At 62.1% G+C, this 16,214-nt stretch carries 12 protein-coding genes; 4 read left to right on the top strand and 8 right to left on the bottom strand.

From position 1 onward, the window contains the following. Positions 1-25: 25 nt before the first annotated feature. Positions 26-1,735, bottom strand: coding sequence for a ShlB/FhaC/HecB family hemolysin secretion/activation protein (locus H7993_RS14565; RefSeq protein ID WP_185794811.1), 1,710 nt, complete (start codon positions 1,733-1,735; stop codon positions 26-28). 630 nt (positions 1,736-2,365) lie between these two features. On the opposite strand from H7993_RS14565, the gene H7993_RS14560 reads away from it, so the two are divergent. The 3 genes from H7993_RS14560 (at position 2,366) to H7993_RS14550 (ending at position 5,068) form a co-directional block, all read left to right on the top strand. After that, on the top strand, positions 2,366-2,995 hold the full coding sequence (locus H7993_RS14560) for a LysE family translocator (protein ID WP_185794994.1): 630 nt from the start codon (positions 2,366-2,368) through the stop codon (positions 2,993-2,995). A 111-nt stretch (positions 2,996-3,106) separates the two neighbouring features. Further along, entirely contained in the window at positions 3,107-3,994 is an 888-nt protein-coding gene (locus H7993_RS14555) for a bestrophin family protein (protein ID WP_185794810.1), read from the top strand. Positions 3,995-4,072: 78 nt separating this feature from the next. Further along, entirely contained in the window at positions 4,073-5,068 is a 996-nt protein-coding gene (locus H7993_RS14550) for a zinc-binding alcohol dehydrogenase family protein (protein ID WP_185794809.1), read from the top strand. A gap of 46 nt (positions 5,069-5,114) precedes the next feature. Here the strand turns inward: H7993_RS14550 and H7993_RS14545 are convergent, their stop codons facing one another. From H7993_RS14545 to H7993_RS14515, 7 genes are all read right to left on the bottom strand, one after another. Further along, entirely contained in the window at positions 5,115-6,554 is a 1,440-nt protein-coding gene (locus tag H7993_RS14545) for an efflux transporter outer membrane subunit (protein ID WP_185794808.1), read from the bottom strand. Continuing rightward, complete coding sequence (locus H7993_RS14540; protein ID WP_185794807.1) at positions 6,551-7,441, bottom strand: efflux RND transporter periplasmic adaptor subunit; 891 nt, start codon at positions 7,439-7,441, stop codon at positions 6,551-6,553. The genes H7993_RS14545 and H7993_RS14540 overlap by 4 nt, the downstream gene beginning before the upstream one ends. Further along, on the bottom strand, positions 7,438-7,647 hold the full coding sequence (locus tag H7993_RS14535; RefSeq protein ID WP_043191852.1) for a DUF1656 domain-containing protein: 210 nt from the start codon (positions 7,645-7,647) through the stop codon (positions 7,438-7,440). Before H7993_RS14535 ends, H7993_RS14540 begins: the two co-directional genes overlap by 4 nt. Next, positions 7,644-9,734: an FUSC family protein gene (locus tag H7993_RS14530; RefSeq protein WP_185794806.1), complete on the bottom strand. Its 2,091-nt coding sequence runs from the start codon at positions 9,732-9,734 to the stop codon at positions 7,644-7,646. The genes H7993_RS14535 and H7993_RS14530 overlap by 4 nt, the downstream gene beginning before the upstream one ends. Continuing rightward, positions 9,731-10,183, bottom strand: coding sequence for a MarR family winged helix-turn-helix transcriptional regulator (locus H7993_RS14525; protein WP_122480647.1), 453 nt, complete (start codon positions 10,181-10,183; stop codon positions 9,731-9,733). The genes H7993_RS14530 and H7993_RS14525 overlap by 4 nt, the downstream gene beginning before the upstream one ends. A gap of 212 nt (positions 10,184-10,395) precedes the next feature. Beyond that, positions 10,396-11,772, bottom strand: coding sequence for an HlyD family type I secretion periplasmic adaptor subunit (locus tag H7993_RS14520; protein WP_122480648.1), 1,377 nt, complete (start codon positions 11,770-11,772; stop codon positions 10,396-10,398). Next, positions 11,762-13,915 (bottom strand): type I secretion system permease/ATPase, encoded by a 2,154-nt coding sequence (locus H7993_RS14515; RefSeq protein ID WP_122795822.1) that lies wholly within the window; start codon positions 13,913-13,915, stop codon positions 11,762-11,764. Before H7993_RS14515 ends, H7993_RS14520 begins: the two co-directional genes overlap by 11 nt. 847 nt (positions 13,916-14,762) lie before the next feature. Between H7993_RS14515 and H7993_RS14510 the strand changes: the two genes are divergently transcribed. Next, on the top strand, positions 14,763-16,214 hold a 1,452-nt coding region (locus H7993_RS14510; protein ID WP_185794805.1), incomplete at its 3' end, for a retention module-containing protein.

Here is a 16,214-nt window from a genome sequence, read left to right as displayed (position 1 = left end):
GTCGATTACCTACTGAAACGTGAAATCAGAGAAGAAGGTCCAGGCGAAAATAGATCGGCGTTTCGCGCTCGCTCAGCGCATCGGGGCGTTCCAGTGAGTGAGCGAAGGCCACCGACGTCGCGAAATGCTGACCGCGGGCGAACAATTCGACCGAGTTGCTGGACACGCGACCATGCTGGTCGCCGTTGTAACGATCACTGCGGATCACGCCTTGGTCGTAGCCCAAGCCGATGCCATATTCATCAAAGGCAGGTCGTAACCAGGCAAGATTGACGGGGCGAGTCCAGCGCAGGTCGTTGCGCCAATAGCCACCGCTGTCGCCAGACAGGTTCTGGTCCCTGATGCCACGCATCGACGACTGTCCGCTCAGGCTCATGCGTTGCGGGCTGAACAGCACATCTTCACTGCGTTGCCCGTTAGCCAGGCTGGTGAAGCTGAACGTTTCGCCCCACAGGTTGAAGCCTTGCAGGTAACTCACGGTGGCGGTGTATTTGCGATAGCGGTCGTTGGGGTCGCCGTGCTGTTCGATCTTGCGACTTTGCGCATCGAAGGCGCCGATGCCTTGCTGCATGCCCAGGTCGAGGTTGACGAACGCATTGCCGATACGGTGGCCGTGGTTGAGGCCGAACTGGGCCTCGCTGATGCGGTTGCTGCTGACTTCCAGGCGGTTGCCGCTCAAGTAGTTGTTGCTGCGCAAGTAGGCCAGGCCGCCGTTGATCGATGTTTTGCTGACCGAGTCGCGATGTATCACGCGCTCTGCACGAAACTGATGATTCTGGCTGTCACCGTTTTGCTTGAAGGCGAACCCGTTGCCATAAGCCTGCGAGCCGTATTCGCTTTGGCTGTAGGAATAATTTAAGTTCCACCAGCCCCATGGCACGCTGTAGTACGCCGTGGTGCTCTTGGAGCCGCGATGATGGTCGCTGACCGCATCATGACTGCCACGCAGCACCAACTGGTCGGCCAGGCCCAATGGGCTGTCCCAATCAAGACCCGCACCCCACTGCTGCTGACCGGTGCTGCGCTGGCCACCGTTGTTGCGCGACAGCGAAGCGCGCCAAGGCTTCTGGGTCGTGTTCCTGACCAGCACGTTACTGCCACCCAAAACCTCGCCTGGCGCCAGCTCTATTTGCGCATGGTTGGATGGCAGGCGGTTGAGCTGGTCGACCAGTTGCTCGACTTCGCGCAAGTTGAGCAGTTCGCCTACTTGGCCCGGAAACGCCATGTCCACTTCCCGTGTCGATAACCCGCTGTCATCGGCAGGTCGAATGTCTTCCAGGCGGCCTTCAACCACTTGAAGCGTGAGGATGCCGGTGGACAGGTCCTGTTGCGGCAGGTAGGCACGACTGGTGACCAGCCCCAGTTGCAGATAGCGATCGGTGACGCCCCCCAGCAACTCGTTGAGTTGCGCAATACCCAGGCACTGGCCCAGGTACGGCTGCACGAGTTCGGCCTTTTGGGCAGTAGCAAGGGCATCGGCGCCCTGGATGTCGATACGCTGAATGGTGAAGCAGCGAGCATCCTCCTCGGCTGGAGGCGCAGCAGCGCTGAGTTGCTCACCAGGCAGGTTCTTGAGCTCTTCGAGGCGCTGCCGCTGCTCTTGAAGCAGGCGATCCTGACGGTCGCGAATGAAGTCCTGCTCGCCCGGGGTAGTGGCAGCGGCGAAGGCCTGAGTTACACAGAAAATGCAGGCTACGAAATACCACGTTATATAGCGCGCTGCTATTACCCACATATTCAATCCCTGATACCGAAGAGGTCTTATATCTACTCAATGCAGCGGAATGATATTTAGCTATCAAATTCACGTCAAAGATCATATGTGTCCATATTCGACAGCATCTGGGCTCTTTGAGATTTTCAGAAATAACTTTATTAGTCGCTATGGGCTTTCAGGTCAGCAACTAGCAGCACGCTCAGCACCGGCATGATTTATTTACGATCTAAATCAGTAGCTTAGCTAAATTTAATGCGCTTATACCGTTAGACCAGGGGTGACTCGAGGCTTGAACATTTCCCTACCCGCTCGTAGGCGAAGTCTTATAGACAGCGTTTTGTAGTTCTGACCGATGCAATAAAGCTTGCCGATCTTCGCAACCTCGACAAGTAAAGGGCCAAAATTTTCGAAACAAATCAAAATTTGGTAGCAATAAATTTTAACAGGTGGTGTAAAGCATTCAGCCCGCCAAATCACAATGAGAACTTCGGCTCGTCGACGCATTGTTGCGTTCACTTTCCTAGCTGATCTGGACCGATATGAAGCGACGCCTGAGGTATCAACGTTGCGGCTTGGCGAGGGTTTCTCTACATTCTCCAGGTGATCTTCGAGTACCTCGGTTCCCTCTCGCGAAAGAGACGCAGAAAAATGGACCTCACCACCCTCCTGCTTTTCATCCCCGCCTGCTTTGCCCTGAACATGGCCCCAGGGCCGAACAACCTGCTGTCCATCAACAACGCCGCCCACCACGGCTACAGGGCCGCGTGCCTGGCCGGGTTCGGGCGGCTGGTAGCATTCAGCGCGATGATCGCGCTGGCGGCCATGGGACTGGCGGCGGTGTTGTTTGCATCCGAATGGTTGTTTCTGGCCATCAAGACGGTGGGCGCGCTCTACCTGCTGTGGCTGGCGTGGAGCCTGTGGACCAGCGAGCCCGTCGACATGGCAGGGGACTCCACGGCCGGTGGTACCAACCTGTGGCGGATGCTGCGCCGCGAGTTCCTGATCGCCGCGGGTAACCCCAAGGCGATTCTGATATTTACCGCGTTCCTGCCGCAGTTCGTCGATCCGCAACAACCCGTTGGTGCCCAGTTTGCGGTGCTCGGCGCGCTGTTTCTGGTTTTGGAATGGGTCGCGGTTGGGCTGTATGCGTACCTGGGCGTAAACCTCAAGCGCTGGCTGAATACGGTGCAAGCCAAACGTCGCTTCAATCGCGCTTGTGGTGGCTTGCTGGGGCTGGCAGGTATTGGCCTGCTGTTCGCCCGCCGCGGACATACCTAAAACGCCACCATGACCCTGTAGCAACTGGTAACGGCCATTCGTTAGCGTGCAACGAACCTTGTGGCAAAGCCGGCGTCCGACCTAGGCACGCTCATCGCCTAGGGTCCGCTTATGAAAGAAGCCATCGCCAAGAAATACCGTCTGATCATCAAGACCATGGGCTATGTCGGTTGGTCGCTGTTCTGGCTGCTGCTGTGGGATATCGCGGTGACCGTCGACTTCATGCTGTTTCTCAACACCAAGCTGAGCCTGCCAATCATGCCGCTGACGCTGCTGGGTTCGGCGCTGATCGTGCTGATCAGCTTTCGCAACAGCAGTGCGTACAACCGTTGGTGGGAAGCGCGAACGCTGTGGGGGTTGCTGGTCAATGCGTCGCGCAGTTATGCGCGCCAGGTGCTGACCTTGATCGACGACGTGGGCGATGACGTGAATCCGGTCAAGGCCACCTTGCTGCGGCGCCATGTGGCCTATGTGAACTGCCTGGCGGCGCACGTACGGCACATACCCTGCCCACCGGAAGTGGCAGCCTTCATCAGCGACGAAGAATTCGAACGACGCGACAGCACCAATAACTTTTCCAACGACCTGCTGACCGGCTCGGCGGCCTTGCTGGCCCGCGAGTACAAGGCCGGGCGCCTGGACAGCATCCGCCTGGCGCGCCTGGAGTCGACGCTGGTGGACATCTCCAACTGCCAGGGCGGCATGGAGCGTATCGCCAACACCCCGCTGCCCTACCCGTACGTCTATTTTCCGCGCCTGTTCATCACCGTGTTCTGCCTGATCGTACCGATCGGCCTGGTGGATTCGCTGGAATGGTTCACACCGCTGGCGTCTACCGTGGTCGGTTTCATGCTGCTGGCCATCGAGCGGATCGGCACCGACTTGCAGAGTCCGTTCAAGGTCAGCGAACATCAGATCCAGATGGATTCGCTGTGTGAGAACATCGAACGCAACCTGCAGTCGATGCAGCGAGATACTCAGGAAATGCGCTCCGCCTAGTCCTCTGCCCTTTTCGTGACCCGCGAGCGCCCTTTGCGAAGGGCGCGCCGGCCCATAGCACCCACTTGGGAACCCCTTATGAAAGCCATTGCGTATACCCAGAACGGCACGGCGTCCGTGCTCACCGACCTGCAACTGCCCGCGCCCACCCCGGGGCCGCGTGATCTGCTGGTGCAGGTCCAGGCCATTTCGGTCAACCCGGTCGACACCAAGGTGCGCAGCGGCGCCGCCGTCACCGAGCCGCGCGTGCTGGGCTGGGACGCGGTCGGCGTGGTGCAGCAGGTCGGTGATCAGGTCAGCCTGTTCAAGGTCGGCGACAGCGTGTTCTACGCCGGCGCCATCGACCGCCCGGGCAGCAACAGCGAGCTGCATCTGGTGGACGAGCGCATCGTCGGGCACAAGCCGCAAAGCCTGGACAACGCCCATGCCGCCGCCCTGCCGCTGACTTCGATCACCGCGTGGGAGTTGCTGTTCGACCGCCTGGGCGTGCCCGAGGGCGGTGGCGAAGGCCAGAGCCTGCTGATCATCGGCGCGGCCGGTGGCGTCGGCTCGATCCTCACCCAGCTGGCGCGCAAGCTGACCAGGCTGACCGTGATCGGCACTGCATCGCGGGACGAAACCCGCCAGTGGGTGACCGACCTGGGCGCCCATCATGTCATCGATCACAGCAAGCCACTGGTGGCGCAGCTGGAAGCCATCGGCGTCGGCCAGGTGGACCATGTCGCCAGCCTGACCCACACCGACACGCACTTCGCGCAATTGATCGAAGCCTTGCGCCCCCAGGGTCAACTGGCCCTGATCGACGATCCGAAGAGCCTCGACGTGATGCCGATGAAGCGCAAGGCGCTGTCGCTGCACTGGGAGCTGATGTTCACTCGCTCATTGTTCCAGACTCCGGACATGATCAAGCAGCACGAGCTGCTCGAGCGTGTGGCCGAACTGATCGACAGCGGCGTGCTGCGTACCACCCTGGGTGAGCACTACGGCGCGATCAATGCCGCCAACCTGATCCGCGCTCACGAGCTGATCGAAAGCGGCAAGGCCAAGGGCAAGATCGTTCTGGAAGGCTTCTAAGCCCCTCAACCGGCCCATTCAACCAGCCCGACCAACGTGGCCCGACTCAACGCGCGCCCGGCGCCTGCCGGGCGCTTTCCCAACCGCCGCCCAGGGCCAGGAACAGGTTGATCTGCTCCATGGCCACCTGGGTGTTGGCCGCCGCCAGTTGGCCACGCACGTCGGTGTAGGTGCGCGTTGCCTGCAGATCCGCCAGGAACGATGCACGGCCGGCTGTGAAGAACCGATGCGTCTGATCCGCTGCCTGCTTCGCTGACTGCTCGGCGTCGGCCAGGGCATCGCGGCGCTGCAACAAGGCGGCGTATTGCGCCAGGCCCGTTTGGGTTTCGCGAATGGCGTTGAGTACCACACCGTCGAAATTGGCCAAGGCGGCCTGGGTCGAGGCTTCGGTTTCACGAATCCGCGCCCGCGCCCCGTTGGTGGGAACGTTCCAGTTGATCAACGGGCCGATGCCCCAGCGATTGGTCGCCGGGTGACCAAGGTCGTCGAGAATACCGACCGTGCCAACCGTGGCGCCAATGCTGATGTCTGGATACAACTGCCCGGTCGCCACACCGATGTTGGCGGTGGCTGCCGCCAGCCGGCGTTCGGCCTGGCGGATATCGGGACGGCGCTTGAGCAATGCGGCACCGTCGCCGACCGGCATCAGCTGGTTGATGTGGGGCAGCTCCGCACACCCGACCACATCGGCCGGAAGCTGTGCCACCGGTGTCGCCAGCAGCATCGACAGTTTGTACAGGCCCGCCTGGCGTGATGCCTGATAGCGCGGCAGCTCTGCGCCCAGGGACTTGTACTGGGTTTCGGAACGGGTGACCTGGGTCTCGTCGCCACGGCCGGCATCGCGCAGGCGCTGGGTCAGCTGCACGCCTTCTTGCTGCAACTGCAGCGAGTGCCGGGCGATCTCGTATTCCTCGTTGGCCGCGCACACCTGGGTATAGGCACGTACCACATCCGCCACCACGGTGATGCGCGCCGTGTCGGCAGCTGCCTGGGTGGCATCGGCATTGGCGCGCGCCGCTTCGATGCCGCGCTTGAGCGTGCCCCACAGGTCGAACTGATAGGACAGGTTGATGGATGCGCTGCCCAGGTTATCCACAGGCAACTTTTCCGTCATCAGGAACGCCTCGCCCGACTCCTGCAACCGCTGCGCCTCGGCCTTGGCGTTGAAGTCGAAACCGCCTTCGGCCTGGGCCTGCTCGATCTGCGCGCGCGAACGGGCAATGTTGGCGGCCGCCACGCGCAGGTCGGTGTTGGAGGCCATGGCCTGGCGCACCAGCGCATCCAGGCGCGGGTCGTGGTACAGCTTCCACCAGTCCTGCGGCACCGGTGCCGAGACCACGTTGCTGTCACCTTCGACCAGCGCGCCCTGCAGGTCACTGCGGTTGAGCGCGGCCTCCGACGGGGTGTGGTAGTCGGGCCCGACCATCTGGCAGGCCGACAGCAACAGCGCGGCAGCAAGGCTGGACAGACGCAGGGCGTTGCTCATGGCGTGGCTCCCGCCACCGCACCGTCTTCGATGATGGACACCGTGGCGGTGCGGCCGGCAATCAGGCGATAACCCTCGGGCAGGTTCTCGAAGGCAATGCGCACCGGGATCCGCTGCGCCAGGCGCACCCAGCTGAAGGCGGGGTTGACGTTGGGCAGCAGGTTGCTGCCACTGCTGCGATCGCGGTCCTCGATGCCCGCCGAGATGCTCTGCACCCGGCCCTGCAAGCGGGTGTTGTCGCCCATCATGCGAATGTCCACCACCTGGCCAACATGGATCACGCCCAGTTTGGTCTCTTCGAAATAGCCATCGATATGGAACGAGGTGCCATCCACCACCGCCATCACGGCGCGGCCTGCGGTGACGAATTCATGCGGCCGTGGTGCGCGGTCATTGATGAAGCCATCCACCGGGCTGCGGATCACCGAACGATCGAGGTTCAGTTGCGCAGCGTCCACCGCGACCTGGGCCTCGGACAAGGCGGCCTGGGCACGCAGCTGGCGCGACTGGCTCTCTTCGAGCTGCTCGCGGGCCACCAGGTTGCCGAGGCTGCGGTTGCGCCGCAGTTCGCGTTCGGCCTGGGCCAGGGTTTCCTTGCGCTCGGCCATGCTCGCCTGGGCCTGACGCAGGGCCAGGCGAAAGCGGTCCTGGTCGATGGTGAACAGCACGTCGCCGGCCTTGATCGATTGGTTGTCGTGCACGTTGACGTGTTCGATCAGGCCGGACACGTCCGGCGCGATCTGGATGATGTCGGCGCGCACGTGCCCGTCACGGGTCCAGGGCGCGTACATGTAGTACATCACCATGCGCCAGACGATGAATGCGGCCAGGCACACGAACAACAGGGTCAGGACCAGGCGGCCAAAGGTGAGGATCGGTTTTTTCATAGCATCAGGCTTCGACAGATGGCGTCTACCGCGCCGAGCAGCACAGCGTAGAGAGCGACGTTGAAAAGAGCCCGGTGCCAGACCAGGCGGTAGAAATGCAGGCGGTTGAGCACGCCATGCAGTAGCAGAAACAGGCCGTAGGTGAACACCATCATCACCAGCACGGTGGGCAGGAAGATCCCGCTGATATCCAGTTCACCAATCACAGCGGTGCTCCATCGATGCCATGCGGCAGGTGTTCGGCGGCATCGCCCGCCTCGGTGACCACTTCGGCACCTGGCAGCAGCGCCAGGCGCAGGCCGCTCAGCGCGTGCAGCAAATGCTCGCGGGCTTCTTCGGCCTCGCCCATGGCTTGCACGGTCAGGCCACGGCGCGCGCGGTCCATGGTCATGAGCAGACCCATGGGGGCAGGCAGGCGTTCACTGGCCTTGCGACAGGCCTGGAAATACCCGCCCACCTCTTCTATCACCTGATGCAGCAACGGCCGTACGGCAGCGGGCACCCGCGGGCTGTAGGCCTGCATGTCGAGCAGGTTCAGCGCCACGCGCACATCGCGCAGCGCGGCACTGGTGTCCTGTCCGATCATGGTCAGGCGCGGCAGGTGCTGCATCAACCGGTCGAGCATCTGCACACCCATCGCCCGCTGTTCGGCCAGGCTTGCCGGACGGGTGATATGCACCACGTCGCGCCAACTGAAACGGGTCAGGCGCTTGGCCGCCAGCTCCACGCCGAAGGGGCGCACCACCAGGGTCCAGATGAACGCGAACAGCAGCCCGACAGGGCCTGCCAGGTTGCTGTTGGCAAAATTCATGAAGTCCGCGTCGTAGGCGCCCTGGATGCTGATGAACGACGACGTGTTGACGATGGTCAGCAAGGTGCCGAGGAAGAAACGTGGCTGCACGGTAAGCGTGCCGACGACGATGAAAGGCGCCGAGAAGGCCAGCACCAGCATCGGGAAGTCATGCAGGTTGGGCAGCACCAGAAACAGATAGAGGCTGGCAAACACCACCGACATCACGGTCCAGAAGAAGAATCGGTAGATCTGTGGCGCCGGGTCGTCCATGGCCGCGAAGAAACTGCACGCCACCGCCGCCAGAATCACCGCGCTGGCACCGTCGGTCCAGCCCAGCAGAATCCACAGTACCGAAGCGACGATGATCGCCGTGACCGTGGAAAACACCGAATACAACATCAGGCCGCGATCCAGGAAGGGCTTGAGTCGGCCCAGGCGCCAGTGCCGGTAGACCGCCCGCCAAGGCACGCGGCTATCGGTCTTGATCGCCAGTTCCAGGCTGCGCAGGTCCTGCCATAGGTCGACCCATTCGCCCAGTCGGTACACCGCGTTGGAAAACAGCAGCTCGCGACGGTCGTCCAGTTGCGCAGGGCTCGGGCGGATGGCCTGCAGCTCATCGCGCAGGGCTTGCCAGCGGGCCTGGCTGGGGTCGTCGACGCTGTCCTTGAGCCACTGCCGCGCCAGGGCCATGACCGGCGCCAGGCGTGCCACCAGGTCGGGGGTGCGGCGTTCGATGGCAAACAGCGCATCGTCCAGCGCATCGATGACAGGCAGCAGGTGGATCATGCGCCCGCGCAGCTCCCCGGCGTTGCGTACCAACTGCGGCCGCGCGCCCTCGTGGGGAAGCTGGCCGATCATCATCTCAAGCGAGTTGAACGTGCCTACCATGGCCGAACGCAGCGGGCCTACTTCGTCGGCTTTCACATCGCGCGCCAGAAAGTGGTCGCTGTAGCCCGCGGCATCTTCGAACCATTTGCCGGCGGCGCCGATGAACACCGGCGTGAGCCGGCGCGGCCAGAACATTGCGCCCACCACAGCGGCGCAGACGATGCCCAGGCAGATCTCCTGGAAACGCGAGCTGGCGATGTCGAACACGGCGGTGGGGTTGTCCACCACCGGCAGGGCGATCAGCGGCAGGGTGTAGCCCGACAGCATGAAGGCGTAGCTGTTGGCGGTGCGCAGGTGCAACGACAGGTACAGCAGCGTGCCGGTCCACAGGGCGATGACTGTGGCCAGCAGGAAGGGCGTCTGCACGAACAGCGGCACGAACAGCACCGCAGCGGCAGCGCCGGTGAAGGTACCTACCGCGCGGTACACCGCCTTGGAACTGGTGGGCCCGACGAAGGGGCTGGAGACGATGTAGACGGTAGCCATCGCCCAGTAGGGCCGTGGCATCTGCAAGAGCATGGCGATGTACAGCGCGATCATCGACGCGGCGAAGGTTCGCACGCCGTAGAACCAGTCACGGGCCGGTGGTACGTCGCTGAAGAAACCTTTCACGGGTAGCCACCCGGCGTGCCCTGGCCCGCTTCCTCGAAGGCACGCACCACACGCAATGCCGCTTCCAGATCCGCCGGGGCGATGTCCTTGAGCACTTCGCGGCGCAGGCGCACCAACTCACCTTCGATGGACTCAGCCAGATCGCGGCCGCTGGTGGTCAGGCTCAGGGCCTTGGCGCGGCGGTCGGTCGGGTCTTCGGTGCGGACCACGAAGCCGGCCGTGCAGAGCTGGTCGAGCAGCCGCACCAGCGAGGGGCTTTCCAGGCCGGCCGCCTGGGCAACCGTAACCTGCCGTACGCCGTCGCCCAGGCGCACGATGAGCAACAGCGGCACGGCGCAGGCTTCGGACACGCCGTAATTGGCCAGGGTGGCCTGACAGATACGGCGCCAGTGCCGCGAAGCGACCACCATGCCGCTGCTGATGTTCAGCTGGAGCTTGTCGATATTCATCGGAAGGGTGCGAATATTCATAGTTTGCTAACTATCTATATTCGCGGAACGGAAACATTTCGTCAAGAATTGGCGACCGAATGCAATCCCTTGCAGGAGCGGTCATCGGCCGCGAAAAGCACACCGCGGTGTACCAGACACACCCTACAAGCCCTTCGCGGCCGCAGACCGCTCCTACAGCAGAGCATAAGTGGCCGCGAACGGGTGAATCCTTACCGCTCGTGCAACGCTTCGGCGCGGGACTTGATGATGGGCTTGAGCAGGTAGCTCAGCACGCTCTTCTTGCCGGTAATGATGTCAACCGACGCCACCATCCCCGGGATGATCAGCAACGGCTTCTCATCGGAGCCCAGGTGGCTCTTGTTGGTCCGCAGCTTGATCAGATAGAAGGTGTTCTTCTTCTCTTCATCCTGCACCGTGTCAGCACCGATCTGTTCGAGGGTGCCTTCCAGCCCGCCATAGATGGTGTAGTCATAGGCCGTGAACTTGATCATCGCTTTCTGCCCTGGGTGCAGGAACGCGATGTCCTGCGGACGAATGCGCGCCTCCACCAGCAAGCTGTCATCCAGCGGCACGATCTCGGCCATGTCGCTGCCGGGCTGGATGACCCCACCCACGGTGTTGACCAGCACCTGCTTGACGATGCCTCGCACCGGCGAGGTCACCATGGTACGGCTCACCCGATCTTCCAGGCCCTTGGCCGTGGCCTGGGTCTTGGCCAGGTCGGTACGCGCCTCGTTCAACTGGGTCAGCGCCTCGCTACGGAACTTGCCGCGCGTTTCGTCGATCTTGCGCTGCACCTCGCCAATGGCCGCCTGGGCCCGCGGCACTGCCAGCGTGGTACCGTCGAGCATGCCGCGGGTTTCCACTTCCGAGCGCCGCAGACGCAGCACTTCGACCGGCGAAATCGCACCCCTGGCCACCAACGGCTCCGACATGCTGATCTCCTGGCGCAGCAGGTTCAGGCTGCTGCGGTACTGTTCGGCCTTGGAGCTGAACTCACGCAGTTCCTGCTGACGCTGGACCAGCTGTTGCTGCAAGCCACCGATTTCATCGGCCAACTGCTGCCGACGGCTCATGTACAGCGACTCTTCGTTGGCCGCCTGGTTGGGCACCGACTTGCGTGCCTGGGCGGTAATGTTCAACGGTCGGTTCTCGACCTCGGCACTCAGGCGCTCCACGCGCAGCTCCATGGCCACACGATCGGCTTCGGTTTCACCGACGTTGGAAGCGAAGCGTGTGTCGTCCAGACGAATCAGCGGTGCGCCCGCCTCCACGATCTGCCCTTCCTTGACGTAGATCTGGGCAACGATGCCGCCCTCCAGGTTCTGGATCTTCTGGATCCGCGACGAAGGGATTGCCTTGCCGTCGCCCTTGGTCACCTCGTCGATCACCGCGAAGTGCGCCCAGGTGAGGAGGAACACGAAGAATGCGATGACGCCCCAGATAGTCAGGCGCACGATGCGCGGCGCATCGTCGATCAGCGCCTTCTCGACCTCGGGCAAGGGCTGGCCTTCCAAGGAATCGGAGCCCTTGAAATAACGTACGAGGGAATTCTTGAAGCCGCCGGAAGAGGATTTAAGCAACACTGATCTGCCCCTTCTTCAACGCTTCCATGACAGCAGCCTTCGGCCCGTCAGCCAGAATCTGCCCACGGTCGATCACCAACAGGCGGTCGACCAAGCTCAGCAGCGAAGCGCGGTGGGTAACCAGAATCACGGTCTTGTTCTCGATGACGGCTTGCAGGCGCGCCTTCAGGCGCTCCTCGCCGGTGTTGTCCATGGCGCTGGTCGGTTCGTCCAGCAAGAGAATCGGTGGGTTGAGCAACAGTGAGCGCGCCAACGCCACGTTCTGCCGCTGGCCGCCGGACAGGTTCTGTCCACGCTCGCCGACCTGCAGTTCATAACCCTGCGGATGCAGGCGGGCGAATTCATGCACGCCGGCCAGTTCGGCGGCCTGCAGGACCATTTCATCATCGACGTAGCGGGCCCCGGACACCAGATTGTCACGCAGCGTGCCGGACAGCAGCTGAATGTCCTGCGGCACGTAGCCGATGTTGTGGCGCAGTTCGCTGACGTCGATCTGACGAATGTCCACGCCATCGACCAGCAAGGAACCGGCATCAGGCTGGTACAGCCCCACCAGCAACTTGGCCAGCGAACTCTTGCCCGAACCACTCCGGCCAATGATGCCGATCTTCTCGCCGGGGCGCACGGTCAGGTTGATCCCGTGCAAGGCCTGGTTCTGCTGGTTGGGGTAGGTGAAGTCGACGTTGCGAAATTCCATTGCGCCCTGCAGCACCTGACGGCTCAGCGGACGCTCGTCGAAATTGCGCTCCTGCGGCAGCTCCATCATCTGGTCGACCGAGACCATGGTGACCTTGGCCTGCTGGTAGCGAGTCAACAGACCGGACAACTGTGCCAATGGCGCCAGCGCGCGACCGCTCAACATGTAGCAGGCCACCAGGCCGCCCATGCTCAGGTTGCCTTCGATGATCTGGTACACACCGAAAATGATGATCGCCACACCGGCCAGTTGCTGAATCAGCAGGGTGATGTTCATGGCCAGGCTGGACAGGGTCTTGACCCGCAATTCCAGGCGGCTGAGCGTACCGATGGTCTGTTCCCACTGGTACTGGCGCTCGCTTTCGGCGTTGTTGACTTTGACCGCATCGAGGCCGCCCAGGGTCTCGATCAGGCTCGACTGACGCTCGGCGGCCAGGGCCATGGTCCGCTCCAGAGTCTTGGTCAGCGGTTTCTGCAGGAAATGACCGATGCCCAGCGCCAGCGGGAACGCGATGATCGGAATCCATACCAGGTGCCCACCCAGCAGGGCGATGACCAGCAAGATCAGAATGGTGAACGGCAGGTCGATCAGGCTGGTCAGGGTCAGCGACGTGAGAAAGTCGCGCATGCCCTGGAATTCGTGAATGTTCTGCGCGTAGCTGCCTACCCGAGCCGGGCGGCTTTTCATCGACATGCCAACGATGCGTTCGAACAGCGTGGCCGAGATGATCAGGTCGGTCTTCTTGCCGGCCAGATCCAGGCACAGGCTGCGCAGGCCCTTGAGCAAGAGGTCGAACAGGTAGGCACCACAGATGCCCACCGCCAGCACCCACAAGGTCGCGGTGGCCTGGTTGGGTACGACTCGGTCGTACACGTTCATCACGAACAAGGGTGCAGCCAGGGCGATGATGTTGATCACCAGGCTGGCGGCAATGGCATCGGCATACAGCCAACGCGAGCGCTTGAGGGTGTCACGGAACCAGGAATGAGCGCGGGGGATCAGCGAGCCGTTGGTCACGTCGAACTTGTGCTGCGGCTGGGCGAAAAACACTCGGCCGGTGAAGTCTTGAGTCAGCACCTCGCGCGCCACGCGCACTTCACCGCCATCGCTTTCGCTGAGCAGCAAGCGCGCGGTATCGCCTTCCCAGCCCAGCAGCACGGCGCACCGTGCATCCTTGAGCATCAGCATGGCTGGCAGTGCGATGGACGGTATCTGCTCCAGCTTGCGCTGCAACACGCGGCCCTGCAGACCGGCACGCGCGGCGGCACGCGGCAACAGGTCGGCGGTCAGGCGCTGCGAAGGCAGCGGCAGGCCTGTGGTGAGCATGGCCCGGCTGGCGGGCTTGTGATGCAGCGAGCACAGAGTCAACAGCCCATCGAGCAACGGGTCGTCGTGCTGGCTGCGTGGATCCTGGCTGAGTAGTACCGAACTTAATTCCGAATCCACGCTGACACTCTCTTATCGCTCATTGAACACCTTGGTCCCATCGGGATCGCTTCATCCCGCCTGGTCTTGTAGCGGTTTGGGTTGTATTTGCACAACGGATGCCAGCGTACACGGGGGTGGCTGGCTGCGCATGGGCTCGTTTGATGAATGGCCGTCCAGGGTGTTTCACCGCTGAACCAAGTCACCCGCTTCTGCAGCCTCATTCGCCAAGCAACGGTCGGTCACCATTCGCTGCCCCGAGTGTCACTCAGCGATTTTCTTCAATAAACACAAAGAGTTAACCGTTATTACTTGCACACTAAGTATTACGAACTTTCCAATGCGATATATGTCCATCGGTCGGCACTATCAGGGCGGCATTCATCGATGACTTGCCAACATGCGTTTCACATCCATGACTTGCGTCATTGGCGCAGGGCTGACCTCGCGCTCATGCACAGGCTGCGCGGTGCCCGACCTGTGCCTGGCAGGATTCGTGCTACGTGCAGCCTGTGGTCAGGCCAAGTAGCGCGGACATCTCTCGTGTCGTCCCTGCGATATTTCACAAGCGACTTTTTTTGTCACATCCATCTGCAAAAAACGTCAGTCGCAGCCGTCTTGACGTCAACGAACTCACCCTGTTGAAGCGTTTTGCATAGCCGAGAAATATCAATGTGACATTACACAATGGATTGTTTAGGATGGCGCCAAATAGGTCAATACATTGTCAGAAAGTTCATTTCTGCGACTTTTAGACAATTAGTTGGCGTCAATATTACAGCATAAAAATGTACCGAATGCCCGTCGCCGTCTCTGGTGATGTTCAGGCACCGTACCAACGAATGGTCACCCCCGGAGAGTCCCCTACATGAGCAGTGTTGTTGCCATCGTCAAAAGCATTGTTGGCCAAGTGTTCGCAGTATCCCCAGAGGGGATTCGCCGTGTGCTCATCGAAGGGGATCGTCTGTTCGCCGGGGAGCAGGTGGTTACCGGCGCGGCGGGTGCCGTTACGCTGGAGCTGGCTGACGGCCGCACCATCGATCTGGGGCGCGAAACGCAATGGAGCGCCAACACCCCGGACTCCATCACTGATCTGAGCGCGGCCACTGCCCAGGCGGCCCCTTCGGTAGCGGAATTACAGCAGGCCATCGCGGCCGGCGCCGACCCTACCCAGGACCTCGAAGCCACCGCTGCTGGCCCCGGCGCCAACGACACCGGCGGTGAAGGCGGCGGCAGTCACAGTTTTGTATTGCTCAGTGAAACCGCGGGTGAAGTCGATCCAACCGTGGGCTATCCCACCGAAGGCCCGAACGGTGCTGCGGGCCCCAACGCGCGGGAGATCGTGGGCGATACCAACCCGATCAACGCCGATACCGATGCCGACGGGCCAGTCCTGCGTACCGCTACGCTAACCGTGACCGCAACCACCGCCATCACCGAAGCCGGCGGCGTGATCACCTACACCGCCACCCTGACCCAGGCGCCGTCCAGCGACCTGACCGTCACCTTGTCCAACGGCCAGTCGGTGCTCATTCCCGCAGGCCAGACCACGGGCGCGGTCAACGTCACCGTACCGGACACCAACACGCCCTATATCGACCCGTCGCAGATTTCCGTGGTGGTCACCGGTACCACTGGCGGTGGCGATCTGGTGGTCACTACCGACCCGACCCCAGCCGTTACCCGTGTCGACGACACCATCGACGTCACCACCGTGACCCTGACCGTGGGCAACAACCCGGTCACCGAAGGCACCACCATCACCTACACCGCCGTGCTCACCAACCCGGCGCAGACGCCGGTGACCGTGACCCTTTCCAACGGCTCCACCATCACCATCCCGGCAGGCCAGTCCTCGGGGTCGGTCGATGTCGCCGCGCCGGCCAATGACGTCTACAACAACCCGACGACCATCAACACCACGATCACTGGTGCTACCGGCGGCAACTTCGAAAGCCTGGTGCCAAGCCCGGCGCCCGCAGTGGTCAATATCGTCGACTCGATCGACACGACAACCGTAGTGCTGACCGCGACCACCCCTGCCGGTGGCGCCGTTGAAAGCGGCACCATCGTTTACACCGCCACTATCGGTGCGCCTGTAACGGGTTCCCCAGTCGTCGTGACTCTGTCGAACAGCCAGACCATTACCATTGCCGTCGGCGAAACCAGCGGTTCGGTTTCCTTCCCTCTGGGCAACGACGTCTACAACGGTGCCGACACTGTTTCTACTGCCATCACCGGTGTGACTGGCGGCAACTTCGAGCAGCTGACTCCAATCACCACCCCGGTCGTGACGCCAGTGGGCGACAGCATCGACGTG

It is taken from the genome of Pseudomonas baltica (genome assembly GCF_014235765.1).
GTDB lineage: Bacteria > Pseudomonadota > Gammaproteobacteria > Pseudomonadales > Pseudomonadaceae > Aquipseudomonas > Aquipseudomonas baltica.
Note: the sequence above shows the minus strand (reverse complement) of the source record. Positions and strands in the feature narration are given on the sequence as shown.